We start from the raw sequence: 17,276 nt of genomic DNA on the forward strand, positions 1-17,276 counted from the left end.
ACCTTAACATATCCAGTCGAAAACACAAGGGTATATAAACGAGCAAGCTCGCCCTTGTGTTTTCTTTGTGTCTATGTTGCGTACTCGTCACAGCAAACGACACGAACACACTGGCGAAAATGAACCACCTAAACGAAAAAAGAAAGGAACAAGATATGTAGAACATTCACAGCTTTTACCATTCGAGGAAAACAGCTTCACTTCCTCAAACGCCTAACAAAAATGGTTGTCAAAAAGCCAAAAATAAAAAAGAAAAGGAATGATAAAAATGAAATACATTAAAAACGTTGAAACATTGGAAGAATTGAAAAAAGCCTACAAAAAGTTAGCTTTGAAGTTACACCCCGATTGTGGCGGGAATGAAGAAGAAATGAAAATTTTGAACAATGAATATGACGAACTGTTTAGCAAACTTAAAAACACTCATAAGAATAAAGAAGGTGAAACTTACACCAAAGAAACAACAGAAACACCCGAACAGTTTAAGGATATTATTAATAAATTGTTCAATCTAAAAATGGACGGCGTAGCAATCGAAGTAGTAGGAACATTTATATGGCTAACAGGTAATACAAAACCTTATAAGGACGACATAAAAGCCCTAGAATTTCGTTATTCACCAAAAAAATACGCATGGTATAAAGCACCAAGCGATTATAAAAAACGTAGTCGAAAAAATTATGATATGGACACAATAAGGGGAATGTATGGAAGTCAAAAGGTTAAAGAAGATAAAGAAGAAAAAAAATACTTACAAGCCAATTAAGGCTTGTAAGTTTATCAGAAAGGAAGTTTTAAAGTGGATATTAAAATAAAAAAAATAAATTTTGAAGGTAATATTTTAAAAGTTATAAAAGCGACAGTAACAGAAATGAGAGGAATAAATAATCATCAAAAATATGATTTTGATTTATATCAAATAGAAGCACGTTCGCCAATGTCAACAAGAGAAATAACTTTAACAGTTGATTTTATAGAAAAAAAGTATCAGGTGATATTATCGCTTTTGGTGATTGGTACGATTTGGATATAGAATCAGTAAATGAAATATTAAAGCAATTAAAAAAGGAAGGACAAACATTAAGAACAATCAATTTTATTTAAAAAAGTATCAAAAAAAGGAAAATTATTTTTCCTTTTTTTGATACTTTTTAGGTTTATTTGCTTTAATATATTCAGAAAAAATTTTTAAAAATTCTTCCGTTTCTTCTACAGTTAAATAGTCAATTTCAAAATACTTTTCTAACAAAGCACCTTTTTCAATTAGACGCTTTGTTCTTCTTTTTCTGTTAATATTTTGCTCGCTATTCGCTCGCAAAATATTTTTTTGAATTTTTAGTTTTTCTATTCTTTTGTTGATGTCATTTAAATCATTATTTACCATAACTATTTAAGTAATTCAGAAAAATTTTGACTATTCGCATTTAATAAAGTTTCTAATTCGTCATAGAATAATTCTTTGTTTTTTTCAATCGATTCAATAGAAATATCATTTTTTGAAAGAGTAGAAAGGACAAAATCACCAATATCTGCTTTTGATTTTAGAATTAATTCTTCTTTTTTCTTTTGTAATTCTTTAATTTGAAGTTCAATATCAGAAACAGTTTTTTTCTTTCTCTTTTTTGGTTTTGTTTTTGGAATGATTTGTTCATTTTCTGTCTTGATGTTTTGATCTTGGTTTTCCATAAAATATCCCTCCTAATAATTTGTATATGTCTATCATATTATATTATATTTCTAAAATCAATAAATATAAACGAAAATGTCAGATTAAACATATTTGCTTTTTCATTGATAAGTGGTAGAATTAATTTATCAAAGATTCCCTTAGATTTTTTACTAAGGGCGCACTTATACCCCTAAATTTTATTTAGTGGTAATTGTGCTATAAAACTTAATTTACATTTCGTTTTATCGTCAAGCGTGTTTGTTAAAATTCGCTACGTTCATGTTTGAAAAGAAAGAGAGGTTATACAATTGGCAATCTTCCATTTATCTATGACAATAGCAAAAAGAGAAGGCGGAAAAAGAAGTTTAATTGCAATGGCTTCTTATCGAAGCGGTGAAAAATTGTATAGTGAACTATATGAAAAAACTAATCTATACAACCATAGAACTGTTAAACCAGAAGCTTTTATTTTAAAGCCTGATTATGTACCTAATGAATTTTTAGATAGACAAACTTTATGGAACAAAATGGAATTAGCAGAAAAACAGGTGAATTCTCAAATTTGCCGAGAAGTAAATGTAGCATTGCCAATTGAATTAAATAATACAGATCAACGATCACTGATAGAAGAATTTGTTAAAGATAATTTTGTCAGTGAAGGAATGATTGCAGATGTAGCTATTCATAGAGATGATGAAAACAATCCCCATGCTCATATTATGTTAACAATGAGAGAAGTAGATAGTGAAGGAAATATTCTTAACAAGCGAAAAAAGATACCTAAACTAGATGAAAATAGAAACCCGATTTTATTAGAAAATGGTAAAATTAAAATGGTTTCTATTAAAACAAATGATTGGGATAGAAAATCTCTTGTTTCTGAAATTCGTAAAGATTGGGCTGATAAAGTTAACCAATATTTAAAAGCTAGAAATATCGATCAACAAATTACAGAAAAATCGCATGCGGAACTTGGAAAAAAAGAACTACCAACAATTCATGAAGGTTTTTACTCAAAAAAATTAGAAGAAAAAGGAGTTATAAGCGAGTTAAAAAGAAAAAATTTAGAAATTCAAAGTTACAATGATATTCTAGCCGAACTTGATAAACTTGAAAATCAAGAGAAAATATTAAAACAAGACCAAAACTTCACTTTAAAATTTGAAAAAACTTTCTCACCTTTAGAAAAAGGAGAACTGAAAAATCTTTCAAAAGAATTGAAATTATTTATTAATGATGAAAACATTGATAAACGATTAGGTGAATTAAAACGATGGGAAAATTCACTTATCTTTAATAATAAAATGGAAATTCAAAAACAACGTTTGATGTTAAGTAAAATTAGTAGTGAACGAGATATGCTTACAAAGGCAAATGAAATTTTAGATAAACAAGCAGAAAGATTCTTCAAAAAATCTTATCCAAGTTTGAATATTGACAAATTTTCAAATCACGAAGTTAGAGCAATGGTTAATGAAACCATATTTAGAAAACAGTTATTGAATAAAGACCAGTTAGCAGAGGTCATTTACAATGAAAGAGTCGTAGAAAAAGAAGAAAGTAAAAAGATTTTTAAAGAAAAACCATTTCAAACTAGCCGTTATCTTGATTCAAAAATTAAACAAGTTGAAGATAGTATAACAAAAGAAAATAACCCCGAAAGAAAAGAAATTTTATCAATTAAAAAAGAAAAACTAATAGGAATAAAACAAGGATTGATAGAATATGTTCAATCAGAAGTTGAAAGAAAATTTGATAAAAATGTTTCAATAGATTCAGTCATAGAAGGCGAAATGTTACTTGCAAAAGCTGACTATTACAAAACAACTGATTTTTCTAAAGTCGAAGGAGTTGCTAGATTCAGCAGGGAGGAAATTAATTCCATGTTGGAACAATCAAAAGGCTTCTTAACTAACATTCAGACGGTGAAAATTCCTAATGATTGTCAAGGTGTATTTTTTGTTCAAGATAGCATGAAACATATTGATGAACTAAGCCCATTAGCAAAACAAAATCTGAAAAAGGTTGTTAATCGCAATGCTTATTTACCTGATTCTGATAAGATAGAATTAAGTAAAGAAATTGAAAATACCAATAAAGATCAATCCCAAGAATTGGATAAAGACGTACCAGAAAAAAATGAAGTGACTGTAAAAATGTTCCAATTTGCAAAATCAATTAATCGTTTGTTGAGTGGTAACCAACTACAGAAAAAACGAAACCTAGACAAATTGATTAAGCAAACAAAAGCAAAAGAAAATCAATCATTACAAAGGAATATTCCTTTGCGATAAAATAAAAACAAGAGGTGTATAAAATGAAAAAATTTATCAAAGATACAAAGTTTAAGCTTGGAAGTGCGGTTGTTGCGTTGGGTACATTGTTTATTACTGATCTAGTGTTTGCAGCCACTGATCCACAAGCAAAATTAGTTCAAGCAGGTAACACTATAAAAGGTGTTTTAACAGCCTTAATTGTTGTAGTTGGTGGGATTGCTTGTGCAAAAATTGTTATTAAATATTTGCCGTCTATTGATGATCCACAAGAAAAAAATACCATGTATAAAGCATTAGGAACAGCTTTGCTTGTTACAGCATTAGGTGGGGCATTGGTTTGGTTAGTACCTTGGGCATACGGACTACTTGCTTAATAGAGAAGGGAGTTAGTTATGAACAGTGATCAAGTGAAACAAGCCTTACTAGATTTGTTAAATGCAGATACTGAAAAAGGTCGGACTTGGTTTTTCCCTTCCAATGTATCTGATCGGTACACAGTCATTTTAGGGCTAGATTTAAAACAATCAGCAAAAGCGATCGGTACGGCATTAATAAGCGTGCTATTGGCAATTCTTATTTTCCGTAGCACAGCCGTTTTTCCTTTAATTATCTATGTCATTGTTGGTTTGGTGTCATTTGGTGGTGTATGGGCGTTTTATACGATTAAACCAATTACAGACCGACCTAACATTTCTATATCTGATTTTATGAAGCAAAGAAAAGACTTTTCTAAAAGACCAAAAGTCTATTATAAAAAGCCAAAAGAACGAGTTTAAAAGAGAGGTGATTTCATTGTTTGATTTTCTAAAAACAAGTTCCAAAAGTAACGATAATAAAAAAAACGATCCTATAAAAGAAATGATTTATTGGGAAGATAGTTCCCGATTTCAAGGCGTTTTTAAAGACTTTTTTGTCGTTTATCAGCCAGAAAAAAAGCAATTCAGCCTTGTGAGTATGCTAAAAGTTGACGGCTTAAACGTTGATACATTGCCAGTATCAGAGCAAGAAGGTTTAAACGAAGATTTTGGTGTCTTTCTATCTCAAAACGTTCTATATGAACCGCAGATCACTTCTAAGAATGTACCAGTAGAAATTGACGATTTTGTAGAAGCCTGGGGGAATACAGTAGAAAATTATCGCAAAATGCCAGGGCATAACGAAGCTTTATTACAACTAAAGGCTAGTTACTATTATCATTATAGAAATTTAGCAAGTAACATGGAAACTTCAAAGAAACAACATTTTGTAATTAATTCTGAACCAATTTCAAAGGAAACTTACGACAGTTTGGAATTGTCCTATCAAGTGTTACGCGATAAGACAAGAACAATCAGAACAGCTTTAATTGCATTTTTAAGTAAATATGATTGTCAGGTTGAAATGTGTACGATTGGCGAGATGAAAAAGGTTTTGAATAGTTAGGAGCGTTAAAATGGAGAAGATACCAAAAGAGAAAATTATTGTAATACCCGAAGTTGATACGGACGTTGTATCTGATTTAGCACCATTTAATTTTACAATAGAACGTGACAAATTATTAATCGATGATTCATACGCAGTTCCCTATGTCATTACAAAATACGGTTCTGTTGCAAAGTTTTAAATCTACTATCAAATAAGGTAGAATAATAGAAAAAGATAGCAGGAGGAATGACGATGAATCATTTTAAAGGAAAGCAATTTCAGCAGGATGTGATTATTGTAGCCGTGGGCTACTATCTTCGTTATAACCTTAGCTATCGTGAAGTTCAAGAAATCTTATATGATCGTGGCATTAACGTTTCTCATACGACGATTTATCGTTGGGTGCAAGAATATGGCAAACTACTCTATCAAATTTGGAAAAAGAAAAATAAAAAATCCTTTTATTCATGGAAAATGGATGAAACGTACATCAAAATTAAAGGAAAATGGCATTATTTGTATCGAGCCATCGATGCAGATGGTTTAACCTTGGATATTTGGTTACGTAAAAAACGGGACACACAAGCAGCCTATGCTTTTCTTAAGCGGTTAGTGAAGCAGTTTGATGAACCGAAGGTTGTAGTCACAGATAAAGCCCCCTCTATTACAAGTGCCTTTAAGAAACTAAAAGAATACGGCTTTTATCAAGGAACAGAACATCGTACCATTAAATACCTGAATAATTTGATTGAACAAGACCATCGTCCAGTAAAGAGACGCAATAAATTCTATCGAAGTTTACGCACTGCCTCTACCACGATTAAAGGCATGGAAGCCATTCGAGGATTATATAAGAAAACCCGAAAAGAAGGCACTCTCTTCGGGTTTTCGGTCTGTACTGAAATCAAGGTATTATTGGGAATCCCAGCTTAAATCATAGAGATACCGTAAGGGATTTTATTCTTTATTTAAAACTTTGTAACAGAACCAGATCTATTACTGCCATGCTTATACTCCAGCTGAACGAGGTAGTAATGAACGCTTTAATCGGAATTTACGTTATTTTTATCCTAAAGGAACTCGTTTTGAGCACATTAGTGCTCAAGATTTAACGACGACGTTACTCCAAATTAACCAGCGACCGCTTAAAATACTCGACTGGCAAACACCGTATCAGGTTATGCTGAAAAATTTATCCAAAAATTCGGATTAAACTAGATATTTACCACTTTTAATTATATACTTCTCTTAGATACTAACAATTAATTATTGAAAAGGAGTATATTTTATGGAAAAATTACATTGTAAAATGTATAAATCTGGGAAGAAGTGGATCTCTCCAGCTATTGCGACTATTGCGGTTGTTGCTTTGGGTATTGGAGTAAGTGAGGATACGTACGCAGCAAGAGCGGATGTTACTGCAACTACCACATCAACTGATAATTCAGCGAATAATGATTATACAGATAGCAACATCACTACTTCATCGGTTGATAATCCTAAAGCGACTACAGTTAATAATGGATTGGTAAATACTATTTCTATATCCAATAACAGTATAACAACCAAGAATACAAGTAGTCCCGTGATTAAAAGTACTATATTGGCGTCTAGCAATGTACAGCCTGCTACTTTTATTAATGAAGATAACTATTTAAAAGAACTTGGAATTGATATCAATAATTTAAATGCTAATAGTGTTTTGAAATTGGCCTCTTTATTCCATATTTTTGCCAATCAGGCTAGTCTAAGTGCCGATACTAATGGTAATTTGGCTGTTGGTATTTTAAATAATTCTAATGATTTTGGTACTCGTGGAGAATCCTATAACTTAACCAATGGGGATATATATTATATTCAACAACTAGCAAAAAATTTGCAAAGCAACGCTTTTAGAAATACCACGTTTAACCATGTAGTTTTAGGCAGTAATGTTAATATCACCATAAATGATAATAAAGTATTAATTAATGGTATTGTTATGTCTAACTTAGATCCTAATGATGTCTATCAAGATATCAATGGCCAAACATATATTGATTTCAGTGATGTGTTTAGCCAGCTAACAACCGCGTCCAAAAAATATTATAGTAACAATCAGTCAACAGGTGTTATTTCAGACTATTCTGATATGAATAATCGCTATGTTGATATAACTAATGTTACACCAACTAATGGCATCATTTACGTTAATATTCCCTTCCAGTACTTAAATGCTCCACAGCCTATCACGATTAAAGGACTGGCTAGTAGTATTGATGGACCAACAGTAGTAATTAATGTAACTGACATTCCCTCAAGCGATCAATCCATTGCAACACAAGTTCAATTAAACTACGACGATGGTACAAATTCTTTATCTAATGGGGAGTCACATTCTGAACCAAATCATATATTATGGAATTTTGGAACTGGGAACCAAACATTTAATTTTACTTCAGGCCGCTTTATGGGAAGCATTTTGGCTCCTAATGCAACGATCAACGCCGGTGTGAATATCGATGGGAACATTGTTGCTAATATAGTTAATATAACAGGCGGAGAATCGCATAGATGGGATATTCAACCTCAACCGACTCAACCGACTCAGCCGACTCAACCAACAGAACCGACGGAACCAACGGAACCAACAGAACCGACGGAACCAACAGAACCGACGGAACCAACGGAACCAACGGAACCAACAGAACCAACGGAACCAACAGAACCAACGGAACCAACGGAACCAACAGAACCAACGGAACCAACAGAACCGACGGAACCAACGGAACCAACAGAACCAACGGAACCAACAGAACCAACGGAACCAACGGAACCAACGGAACCAACAGAACCGACGGAACCAACGGAACCAAGCAAGCCGACAGAGCCAAGCAAGCCGACAGAGCCAACAGAACCAAGTAAACCAGTAGACACAAACCCAATCGAAAACCCAGTTAATACAGATACAGGCGAAGTGATTGTTGCAGTTGAAGATAGTAAACCAATCATTCAATTAGCAGACGGAACAACAAAGAAAGTTGAAGCTAAAGAAATTGGCGCAAACGTTCAAAAAGACGGAACAGTAACGGTTAAAGGTTCAGACGGAAAAATGAAAGTTTTACCAAAAACAGGAGAAACAGAAAATATTGCATTGTCTGTCCTAGGGTCATTAATGGTATTAGGATCAGCATTCATTTTTAAAAAGAGAATCTAATTAAGTATTTATAAAAGCATGGTCGCAAGTTTCACTAGCAGCCATGCTTTTATTGAATCATTGTAGGACATTTTAAAGATAATTGCCCACTTTAAAATTAAACATGTGCTTAGAATCGTTCTAGGAAACACGATCCAGTCCAATAATCGTCGATAAAAACTTTTGAAAAAGGTTGGTGAAATTACCTACTTTTGGAATAATCACAAATCACAAGTGATTAATCACTTGTTTATTAAGATATTAAAAGCTATAATTTAAATAAAGCGTGAATTTTATGACACAAAAAGAGGGGGGAGAAACTTGGAACTAGCATTTAGAGAAAGCTTAAAAAAGATGAGAGGTACCAAATCAAAAGAAAAATTCTCCCAAGAATTAGAAATGAGTAGATCAAATTATTCACGAATAGAATCAGGAAAATCAGATCCAACCATAAAAACACTAGAACAAATTGCAAAGTTAACTAACTCAACGCTAGTAGTGGATTTAATCCCAAATGAGCCAACAGAACCAGAACCAGAAACAGAACAAGTAACATTGGAGTTAGAAATGGAAGAAGAAAAAAGCAATGATTTCGTGTGAATAATGCACGAAATCATTGCTTATTTTTTTAAAAAGCGATATACTAGATATAACGAAACAACGAACTGAATAAAGAATACAAAAAAAGAGCCACGACCAGTTAAAGCCTGAGAAACTTTAACTGCGAGCCTTAATTGATTACCACCAATCAATTAAAGAAGTCGAGACCCAAAATTTGGTAAAGTATTTAATTACTTTATTAATCAGATACTTAAATATCTGTAAACCCATTATATCGGGTTTTTGAGGGGATTTCAAGTCTTTAAGAAGATACCAGGCAATCAATTAAGAAAAACTTAGTTGATTGCCTTTTTTGTTGTGATTCAACTTTGATCGTAGCTTCTAACTAATTAATTTTCGTAAGAAAGGAGAACAGCTGAATGAATATTCCTTTTGTTGTAGAAACTGTGCTTCATGACGGCTTGTTAAAGTACAAATTTAAAAATAGTAAAATTCGCTCAATCACTACCAAGCCAGGTAAAAGCAAAGGGGCTATTTTTGCGTATCGCTCAAAAAAAAGCATGATTGGCGGACGTGGCGTTGTTCTGACTTCCGAAGAAGCGATTCACGAAAATCAAGATACATTTACGCATTGGACACCAAACGTTTATCGTTATGGTACGTATGCAGACGAAAACCGTTCATACACTAAAGGACATTCTGAAAACAATTTAAGACAAATCAATACCTTCTTTATTGATTTTGATATTCACACGGAAAAAGAAACTATTTCAGCAAGCGATATTTTAACAACAGCTATTGATTTAGGTTTTATGCCTACGTTAATTATCAAATCTGATAAAGGTTATCAAGCATATTTTGTTTTAGAAACGCCAGTCTATGTGACTTCAAAATCAGAATTTAAATCTGTCAAAGCAGCCAAAATAATCTCGCAAAATATCCGAGAATATTTTGGAAAGTCTTTGCCAGTTGATCTAACGTGCAATCATTTTGGGATTGCTCGTATACCAAGAACGGACAATGTAGAATTTTTTGATCCCAATTACCGTTATTCTTTCAAAGAATGGCAAGATTGGTCTTTCAAACAAACAGATAATAAGGGCTTTACTCGTTCAAGTCTAACGGTTTTAAGCGGTACAGAAGGCAAAAAACAAGTAGATGAACCCTGGTTTAATCTCTTATTGCACGAAACGAAATTTTCAGGAGAAAAGGGTTTAGTAGGGCGCAATAGCGTTATGTTTACCCTCTCTTTAGCCTACTTTAGTTCAGGCTATTCAATCGAAACGTGCGAATATAATATGTTTGAGTTTAATAATCGATTAGATCAACCCTTAGAAGAAAAAGAAGTAATCAAAATTGTTAGAAGTGCCTATTCAGAAAACTATCAAGGGGCTAATAGGGAATACATTACCATTCTTTGCAAAGCTTGGGTATCAAGTGATTTAACCAGTAAAGATTTATTTGTCCGTCAAGGGTGGTTTAAATTCAAGAAAAAAAGAAGCGAACGTCAACGTGTTCATTTGTCAGAATGGAAAGAAGATTTAATGGCTTATATTAGCGAAAAAAGCGATGTATACAAGCCTTATTTAGTGACGACCAAAAAAGAGATTAGAGAAGTGCTAGGCATTCCTGAACGGACATTAGATAAATTGCTGAAGGTACTGAAGGCGAATCAGGAAATTTTCTTTAAGATTAAACCAGGAAGAAATGGTGGCATTCAACTTGCTAGTGTTAAATCATTGTTGCTATCGATCATTAAAGTAAAAAAAGAAGAAAAAGAAAGCTATATACAAGCCCTCACAGAAGCTTTTGGTTTAGAAGGTACATTTATTCAAAGTATGATGAAACAGCTGTCAGAGCGACCAAAAACAGCAGAACAAATTGATTTATTTAGCCTTGATACGGGCTAAAAATAAAACCCGCACTATGCCATTACATTTATATCTATGATACGTGTTTGTTTTTTCTTTGCTGTTTAGTGAATGATTAGCAGAAATATACAGAGTAAGATTTTAATTAATTATTAGGGGGAGAAGGAGAGAGTAGCCCGAAAACTTTTAGTTGGCTTGGACTGAACGAAGTGAGGGAAAGGCTACTAAAACGTCGAGGGGCAGTGAGAGCGAAGCGAACACTTGATCTTTTAAGTTGCTATCATTTATAGGTCAATAGAGTATACTTGATTGTCCTTTTTAGTAAGTATTGATTTTTTGTGGTATACTGGGATTAGAAAATAGGACATTTAAGTTGGGCAAAATTAGAGTGGAGGTGTCAAAAATGAAATACATTATAGATGCAATCATAAGGGGAATTATTCCCTTTGTAATTATGAGCGGAATATCTTTAATAATGGTTTATCAGAAGTTGAACTCATTTCAAATAAAAAGTACTTTCCTAGTAGGAATAATTATTACATTAGTTTCAGCTGCTAGCGTGATTTATGAGATTGATAATTTAACTTTAACACAGCAATCTATTATTCACTTTTTTGTAATGCTGATAACAGTTTTTCCTTGTTTGATAATTAGTGGGTGGTTTCCATTGTCAAATATCTTTGATTTCTTAAAGTTATTGGCGATCTTCTTGGTAGTTGGCGTTGTTTTATGGATAATTTCATTTTTTATTTTTGGAAAGCTACTAAATAAATAAGTTTAGCTTATATATTTGCTTGTGGAATTTAAAAAAACTTTTTTTAAAAAAGGAAAGATATTAATGACTAAAATAGGGTATGCACGAGTAAGTAGCAAAGAACAGAACTTAGATCGGCAATTACAAGCGTTACAGGGCGTTTCTAAGGTCTTTTCAGACAAATTAAGCGGTCAATCGGTCGAACGTCCACAATTACAAGCTATGCTTAACTATATTCGTGAAGAGGATATTGTTGTAGTTACTGAATTAGATCGATTAGGACGGAATAATAAAGAATTAACAGAATTGATGAATGCCATTCAACAAAAAGGAGCAACGCTTGAAGTTTTGAATTTGCCCTCTATGAATGGGATTGAAGATGAAAATTTAAGGCGTTTGATTAATAATTTAGTGATTGAATTATATAAGTATCAAGCGGAATCAGAACGCAAACGTATTAAAGAACGACAAGCCCAAGGGATTGAAATAGCTAAGTCAAAAGGAAAATTCAAAGGTCGTCAGCATAAATTTAAAGAAAATGATCCACGTTTAAAGCATGCTTTTGATTTGTTTTTGAATGGTTTATCCGATAAAGAAGTTGAAGAACAAACTGGAATCAATCGCCGAACGTTTAGAAGGTATCGAGCAAGATATAATGTGACAGTCGATCAAAGAAAAAACAAGGGAAAGAGGGATAGTTAATGAGTACAGTTATTTTAGCTGAAAAACCAAGCCAGGCGTTAGCCTATGCCCAGGCATTGAAACAGAGTGATAAGAAAGACGGCTATTTTGAGATCAAAGACCCACTATTTACAGATGAAACGTTTATCACCTTTGGTTTTGGGCATTTAGTGGAATTAGCAGAACCAGGTCATTATGACGAAAAGTGGCAAAATTGGAAACTTGAATCGTTGCCGATTTTTCCTGATCGATACGATTTTGAAGTTGCAAAAGATAAGGGAAAGCAGTTTAAAATTGTTGCAGAACTTCTCAAAAAGGCAAATACAATTATTATTGCAACAGATAGCGACAGAGAAGGTGAAAATATCGCCTGGTCGATTATCCATAAAGCAAATGCCTTTTCAAAAGATAAAACATTTAAAAGACTATGGATCAATAGCTTAGAAAAAGATGTGATCCGAAGCGGTTTTCAAAATTTGCAACCAGGAATGAATTACTATCCCTTTTATCAAGAAGCGCAAACACGCCAAATTGCCGATTGGTTGATCGGCATGAACGCAAGCCCTTTATATACCTTGAATTTACAACAAAAAGGCGTACAAGGTACATTTTCTTTAGGACGTGTACAAACACCGACTTTATATCTCATTTATCAACGCCAGGAAGCCATAGAGAATTTTAAAAAAGAACCTTTTTTTGAGGTGGAAGCTAGTATAAAAGTAAACCAAGGGTCATTTAAGGGCGTTCTAAGCCCCACACAGCGATTTAAGACCCAAGAGGAACTTTTATCCTTTGTTTCTTCAAATCACGCTAAAATAGGCAATCAAGAGGGCAGAATCGCTGACGTGCAAACCAAAGAGAAAAAAACGAATAGTCCTAGTCTGTTTTCTTTAAGTAGTTTGCAATCAAAAGTCAATCAGCTTTATAAAGCGACAGCGAGCCAAACTTTAAAAGCTATGCAAGGACTGTATGAAGCAAAATTATTGAGTTATCCAAGAACAGATACACCATTTATTACAGAGAACGAATTTGCTTATTTAAAAGCGAATTTTGGCAAATATAGCGGTTTTTTAGGACTTGATCTTGAAATGGTTCAAACAGAGCCTAGAAAGCGTTATGTGGACGGTAGTAAGGTACAGGAACACCACGCCATTATCCCAACAAAACAAGTACCTAACGAATCTGCATTAGCGAAAATGGACGATTTGCAACGAAAAATTTATGCTTTAGTCGTTAAAACGACCGTTGCCATGTTTTTACCTGATTACTTGTATGAAGAAACCAAGATACAAACCAAAGTAGCCGACTTACTTTTTCAATCAATCGGAAAGACACCAAAGCAAGAAGGGTGGAAAATTCTTTTCAAACAACAAACCAAAGAAGAAAAAGAGGACGTTCAAACGTTACCACTCGTTATCATTGGCGAACGTGCCGAAGTTGGTGTTAAGAGTGTTGAAAAAGAAACGCAACCGCCAAAAGCTTTTACAGAGGGTACATTATTAACTGCTATGAAAACGGCGAATAAAACGGTTGATGATGAAGAAGCAATCAAGATTTTACAAGAAGTTGAGGGGATTGGAACAGAAGCGACAAGAGCAAGTATTATTGAAGCGTTAAAACAAAAAGAATATATCCAAGTGATTAAGAATAAGCTTGTTGTAACTGAAAAAGGAAAATTATTGTGCCAGGCAGTTGAAAGTCAGCACCTTTTAACGAGTGCTGAAATGACGGCTAAATGGGAAACGTATTTAAAAAAAATCGGTAAAAGAGAAGGCAATCAAGAGAACTTTATTACGAATATCAAAAAATTCATTGTTCATTTACTGGAAGCTGTACCTAACGATATAGAAAAACTAAATTTTTCTGATTACCAGGAACAGAAAGAAAAAGAAGCAGAAAAAAGTATTGTAGGAAAATGTCCTAAGTGTGGCAACAATATTGTATTAAAAAAATCGTTTTATGGTTGTTCAAATTATCCTGAATGTAAGTTTACTTTAGCTGAACATTTTAGAAAGAAAAAACTAACCAAAACGAATGTAAAAGAATTACTGGAGGGAAAAGAAACCCTGGTAAAAGGAATCAAAAACAAAGAGAAAAAGCCCTACAATGCCGTTGTAAAAATTGGGGAAAAGGGATATATTGATTTTATATCTTTCTCAAAATAAACATAAAAGCCCTTTAAAGAGGGCTTTTATATATTAATCACAAATCACTTATCACAAATCACTTGTGATTTGTGATTCTTAATGATACAATATTACTATACAAAAAAAGAATGGGGCGTAGTTATGGAGAAGGAAAAACTAAAAATACTTGAAGAATTAAGACGTATTTTAAACAATAAAACTGAAGCAATTATTATCTTGAATAATTACTTTAAAGGTGGTGTTGGAAAGTCCAAATTATCGACTATGTTTGCTTACTTGACAGACAAATTGAATTTAAAAGTTTTAATGATCGATAAGGACTTACAGGCAACATTGACAAAAGACTTAGCAAAAACTTTTGAGGTAGAATTGCCACGTGTCAATTTTTATGAAGGCTTGAAAAATGGAAACTTGGCTTCTTCTATTATTCATTTGACTGATAATTTAGACTTGATCCCTGGCACGTTTGATTTGATGTTATTACCAAAATTAACTCGCTCATGGACGTTTGAAAATGAAAGTAAATTACTAGCTACTCTGTTGGAACCTTTAAAAAGTGACTATGATCTCATTATTATTGATACTGTACCAACGCCAAGCGTTTATACAAATAATGCAATCGTGGCAAGTGATTACGTTATGATCCCTTTACAAGCAGAAGAAGAAAGTACAAACAACATTCAAAACTATATTTCCTATTTGATTGATTTACAAGAACAATTTAACCCTGGACTAGATATGATCGGTTTTGTTCCTTATTTAGTTGATACGGACAGCGCAACGATAAAATCAAACCTGGAAGAACTGTACAAGCAACATAAAGAAGATAACTTGGTTTTCCAAAATATTATCAAGCGAAGTAATAAAGTAAGTACCTGGTCTAAAAACGGCATTACAGAACACAAAGGCTATGACAAAAAAGTTTTATCCATGTATGAGAACGTATTTTTTGAAATGCTTGAGCGAATTATTCAATTAGAAAACGAAAAAGAATAGAATCACAAATCACAAGTGATTAATCACAAATCACTTGTGATTTGTGATTGTTGATGATAAAATAAGAATAAGAAGAAATAGAAAGAAGTGAGTGATTGTGGGAAATTTAGGCGCACAAAAAGCAAAACGAAATGATACACCAATCAGTGCAAAAAAAGATATAATGGGAGATAAGACGGTTCGTGTTCGTGCTGACTTACACCATATCATAAAAATCGAAACAGCAAAGAATGGCGGAAACGTAAAAGAAGTTATGGATCAAGCCTTAGAAGAATATATACGGAAATATTTACCTGACAAACTTTAAAAGGAGTGAAAATGAAATGGCAGTTACGTATGAAAAAACATTTGAAATAGAGATCATTAACGAATTATCGGCAAGCGTTTATAATCGAGTATTAAACTATGTTTTGAACCATGAATTAAATAAAAATGACTCTCAATTATTGGAAGTCAATTTATTAAACCAATTAAAGCTTGCAAAACGTGTAAATCTTTTTGATTATTCTTTAGAAGAATTACAAGCCGTTCATGAGTATTGGCGGTCAATGAATCGTTACTCAAAACAAGTTTTGAATAAAGAGAAAGTGGCTTAATATGGCAAATATAGTCAATTTTACTGACAAACAATTTGAGAATCGCTTAAATGATAATTTAGAAGAATTGATTCAAGGAAAAAAAGCGGTTGAATCGCCAACCGCTTTTTTACTTGGTGGGCAACCAGGGTCAGGGAAAACCAGTTTGCGATCAGCAATTTTTGAAGAAACACAAGGGAATGTTATTGTCATTGATAATGATACCTTTAAACAACAGCACCCTAATTTTGATGAACTAGTGAAACTTTATGAAAAAGACGTAGTAAAACACGTTACCCCTTATTCTAATCGCATGACAGAAGCGATCATAAGCCGTTTGAGCGATAAAGGGTATAATTTGGTGATCGAAGGTACAGGACGAACAACAGACGTTCCTATTCAAACCGCAACAATGCTTCAATCTAAAGGTTATGAAACAAAAATGTATGTCATGGCAGTACCTAAAATCAACTCATATTTAGGAACAATTGAACGATATGAAACCATGTATGCAGATGATCCAACGACAGCCAGGGCAACACCAAAGCAAGCACATGATATTGTTGTTAAAAATTTACCTAACAATTTAGAAACACTTAAAAAAACGGGCTTATTTAGCGATATAAGGCTATATAACAGAGAAGGAGTAAAACTCTATTCAAGTTTGGAAACACCTTCTATTAGTCCAAAAGAAACCTTAGAAAAAGAATTGAATCGTAAAGTAGCAAGTAAAGAAATTCAACCGACTTTAGAACGAATAGAGCAAAAAATGATTCTAAATAAACACCAAGAGACACCTGAATTTAAAGCAATTCAACAAAAATTGGAAAGCTTGCAGCCACCTACACCACCAATACCCAAAACACCTAAACTTCCAGGGATTTAAACCTTAAAAAAGGAAAAGAGTAGTTACCAAAAAACGGTAACTACTCTTTTTTTATAAAAACATTTCCTCATGTTTTAAAAGCTGATCGAGAAATAAAGCAGACAACGGTATTCTTTCTTTTTTCAGTTGGTACATTTTGCAGTCTGTAACGTGCCATTTACTGTTTGTTACCTTAACATATCCAGTCGAAAACACAAGGGTATATAAACGAGCAAGCTCGCCCTTGTGTTTTCTTTGTGTCTATGTTGCGTACTCGTCACAGCAAACGACACGAACACACT

The 17,276-nt window shown here is 33.1% G+C and carries 20 protein-coding genes and 1 pseudogene; 19 read left to right on the top strand and 2 right to left on the bottom strand.

The window, feature by feature from the left end:
* The first annotated feature begins 268 nt into the window (after positions 1-268).
* Positions 269-766, top strand: coding sequence for a DnaJ domain-containing protein (locus CBF37_RS10745; RefSeq protein WP_002325587.1), 498 nt, complete (start codon positions 269-271; stop codon positions 764-766).
* A gap of 33 nt (positions 767-799) precedes the next feature.
* The gene (locus tag CBF37_RS10750; protein ID WP_002332654.1) at positions 800-1,033 is read left to right on the top strand and encodes a hypothetical protein; all 234 of its coding nucleotides are present in this window, start codon (positions 800-802) and stop codon (positions 1,031-1,033) included.
* Between the two features lie 93 nt (positions 1,034-1,126).
* Here CBF37_RS10750 and CBF37_RS10755 read toward each other — a convergent pair whose 3' ends face one another.
* On the bottom strand, positions 1,127-1,384 hold the full coding sequence (locus CBF37_RS10755; RefSeq protein WP_002325623.1) for a hypothetical protein: 258 nt from the start codon (positions 1,382-1,384) through the stop codon (positions 1,127-1,129).
* Between the two features lie 2 nt (positions 1,385-1,386).
* Positions 1,387-1,686, bottom strand: a complete 300-nt coding sequence (locus CBF37_RS10760; protein ID WP_125984762.1) for a hypothetical protein — start codon at positions 1,684-1,686, stop codon at positions 1,387-1,389.
* A 291-nt stretch (positions 1,687-1,977) separates the two neighbouring features.
* Here CBF37_RS10760 and mobQ point away from each other — a divergent pair, with 291 nt between their 5' ends.
* The 17 genes and pseudogenes from mobQ to CBF37_RS10845 all read left to right on the top strand — a co-directional run bounded on the left by mobQ (position 1,978) and on the right by CBF37_RS10845 (position 16,995).
* Positions 1,978-3,963 (top strand): MobQ family relaxase, encoded by a 1,986-nt coding sequence (gene mobQ, locus CBF37_RS10765; protein ID WP_125984763.1) that lies wholly within the window; start codon positions 1,978-1,980, stop codon positions 3,961-3,963.
* A gap of 23 nt (positions 3,964-3,986) precedes the next feature.
* On the top strand, positions 3,987-4,319 hold the full coding sequence (locus CBF37_RS10770; RefSeq protein WP_125984764.1) for a CagC family type IV secretion system protein: 333 nt from the start codon (positions 3,987-3,989) through the stop codon (positions 4,317-4,319).
* An 18-nt stretch (positions 4,320-4,337) separates the two neighbouring features.
* On the top strand, positions 4,338-4,721 hold the full coding sequence (locus tag CBF37_RS10775) for a glycosyl transferase (protein ID WP_001083514.1): 384 nt from the start codon (positions 4,338-4,340) through the stop codon (positions 4,719-4,721).
* 16 nt (positions 4,722-4,737) lie between these two features.
* Positions 4,738-5,367 (top strand): hypothetical protein, encoded by a 630-nt coding sequence (locus tag CBF37_RS10780; RefSeq protein ID WP_108173625.1) that lies wholly within the window; start codon positions 4,738-4,740, stop codon positions 5,365-5,367.
* A gap of 10 nt (positions 5,368-5,377) precedes the next feature.
* On the top strand, positions 5,378-5,548 hold the full coding sequence (locus tag CBF37_RS10785) for a hypothetical protein (RefSeq protein WP_240626711.1): 171 nt from the start codon (positions 5,378-5,380) through the stop codon (positions 5,546-5,548).
* A gap of 53 nt (positions 5,549-5,601) precedes the next feature.
* Positions 5,602-6,282 (top strand): IS6-like element IS1216 family transposase, encoded by a 681-nt coding sequence (locus CBF37_RS10790; RefSeq protein WP_001015311.1) that lies wholly within the window; start codon positions 5,602-5,604, stop codon positions 6,280-6,282.
* Between the two features lie 61 nt (positions 6,283-6,343).
* Positions 6,344-6,562, top strand: a pseudogene (locus CBF37_RS10795) (transposase); the annotation flags it as partial.
* A gap of 75 nt (positions 6,563-6,637) precedes the next feature.
* Positions 6,638-8,545 carry a collagen-binding domain-containing protein gene (locus CBF37_RS11920; protein ID WP_125984765.1) on the top strand — a complete coding sequence of 636 codons (1,908 nt, stop codon included), beginning with the start codon at positions 6,638-6,640 and terminating at the stop codon, positions 8,543-8,545.
* A gap of 300 nt (positions 8,546-8,845) precedes the next feature.
* Positions 8,846-9,124 carry a helix-turn-helix transcriptional regulator gene (locus CBF37_RS10805; RefSeq protein WP_024407057.1) on the top strand — a complete coding sequence of 93 codons (279 nt, stop codon included), beginning with the start codon at positions 8,846-8,848 and terminating at the stop codon, positions 9,122-9,124.
* 380 nt (positions 9,125-9,504) lie between these two features.
* Positions 9,505-10,995 carry a primase C-terminal domain-containing protein gene (locus tag CBF37_RS10810; protein WP_125984766.1) on the top strand — a complete coding sequence of 497 codons (1,491 nt, stop codon included), beginning with the start codon at positions 9,505-9,507 and terminating at the stop codon, positions 10,993-10,995.
* Between the two features lie 364 nt (positions 10,996-11,359).
* Positions 11,360-11,731: a DUF3021 family protein gene (locus CBF37_RS10815; RefSeq protein ID WP_012477193.1), complete on the top strand. Its 372-nt coding sequence runs from the start codon at positions 11,360-11,362 to the stop codon at positions 11,729-11,731.
* A gap of 63 nt (positions 11,732-11,794) precedes the next feature.
* Positions 11,795-12,412 carry a recombinase family protein gene (locus CBF37_RS10820; RefSeq protein WP_125984767.1) on the top strand — a complete coding sequence of 206 codons (618 nt, stop codon included), beginning with the start codon at positions 11,795-11,797 and terminating at the stop codon, positions 12,410-12,412.
* Positions 12,412-14,556 carry a type IA DNA topoisomerase gene (locus CBF37_RS10825; protein ID WP_125984768.1) on the top strand — a complete coding sequence of 715 codons (2,145 nt, stop codon included), beginning with the start codon at positions 12,412-12,414 and terminating at the stop codon, positions 14,554-14,556. Before CBF37_RS10820 ends, CBF37_RS10825 begins: the two co-directional genes overlap by 1 nt.
* A gap of 81 nt (positions 14,557-14,637) precedes the next feature.
* A complete protein-coding gene (locus CBF37_RS10830) occupies positions 14,638-15,534 on the top strand; it encodes a ParA family protein (protein ID WP_125984769.1) in 897 nt (298 codons plus the stop codon).
* 91 nt (positions 15,535-15,625) lie between these two features.
* On the top strand, positions 15,626-15,841 hold the full coding sequence (locus CBF37_RS10835; protein WP_001835296.1) for a peptide-binding protein: 216 nt from the start codon (positions 15,626-15,628) through the stop codon (positions 15,839-15,841).
* A 16-nt stretch (positions 15,842-15,857) separates the two neighbouring features.
* Positions 15,858-16,130: an antitoxin gene (locus CBF37_RS10840; protein ID WP_000301765.1), complete on the top strand. Its 273-nt coding sequence runs from the start codon at positions 15,858-15,860 to the stop codon at positions 16,128-16,130.
* Position 16,131: 1 nt separating this feature from the next.
* The gene (locus CBF37_RS10845) at positions 16,132-16,995 is read left to right on the top strand and encodes a zeta toxin family protein (protein ID WP_125984770.1); all 864 of its coding nucleotides are present in this window, start codon (positions 16,132-16,134) and stop codon (positions 16,993-16,995) included.
* The last annotated feature ends 281 nt before the right edge of the window (positions 16,996-17,276 follow it).

Origin of the sequence: Vagococcus vulneris (assembly GCF_003950515.1) — a bacterium.
In the GTDB taxonomy this organism is placed as follows: domain Bacteria; phylum Bacillota; class Bacilli; order Lactobacillales; family Vagococcaceae; genus Vagococcus; species Vagococcus vulneris.

Coding starts and splice junctions, on each gene's coding strand:
- CBF37_RS10830 (WP_125984769.1), top strand. CDS start 14,638: ATGATACAATATTACTATACAAAAAAAGAATGGGGCGTAGTTATGGAG.
- CBF37_RS10820 (WP_125984767.1), top strand. CDS start 11,795: ATGACTAAAATAGGGTATGCACGAGTAAGTAGCAAAGAACAGAACTTA.
- CBF37_RS11920 (WP_125984765.1), top strand. CDS start 6,638: ATGGAAAAATTACATTGTAAAATGTATAAATCTGGGAAGAAGTGGATC.
- CBF37_RS10825 (WP_125984768.1), top strand. CDS start 12,412: ATGAGTACAGTTATTTTAGCTGAAAAACCAAGCCAGGCGTTAGCCTAT.
- CBF37_RS10815 (WP_012477193.1), top strand. CDS start 11,360: ATGAAATACATTATAGATGCAATCATAAGGGGAATTATTCCCTTTGTA.
- CBF37_RS10790 (WP_001015311.1), top strand. CDS start 5,602: ATGAATCATTTTAAAGGAAAGCAATTTCAGCAGGATGTGATTATTGTA.
- CBF37_RS10810 (WP_125984766.1), top strand. CDS start 9,505: ATGAATATTCCTTTTGTTGTAGAAACTGTGCTTCATGACGGCTTGTTA.
- CBF37_RS10775 (WP_001083514.1), top strand. CDS start 4,338: ATGAACAGTGATCAAGTGAAACAAGCCTTACTAGATTTGTTAAATGCA.
- CBF37_RS10745 (WP_002325587.1), top strand. CDS start 269: ATGAAATACATTAAAAACGTTGAAACATTGGAAGAATTGAAAAAAGCC.
- CBF37_RS10845 (WP_125984770.1), top strand. CDS start 16,132: ATGGCAAATATAGTCAATTTTACTGACAAACAATTTGAGAATCGCTTA.
- CBF37_RS10770 (WP_125984764.1), top strand. CDS start 3,987: ATGAAAAAATTTATCAAAGATACAAAGTTTAAGCTTGGAAGTGCGGTT.
- CBF37_RS10760 (WP_125984762.1), bottom strand. CDS start 1,686: ATGGAAAACCAAGATCAAAACATCAAGACAGAAAATGAACAAATCATT.
- CBF37_RS10785 (WP_240626711.1), top strand. CDS start 5,378: ATGGAGAAGATACCAAAAGAGAAAATTATTGTAATACCCGAAGTTGAT.
- CBF37_RS10755 (WP_002325623.1), bottom strand. CDS start 1,384: ATGGTAAATAATGATTTAAATGACATCAACAAAAGAATAGAAAAACTA.
- CBF37_RS10840 (WP_000301765.1), top strand. CDS start 15,858: ATGGCAGTTACGTATGAAAAAACATTTGAAATAGAGATCATTAACGAA.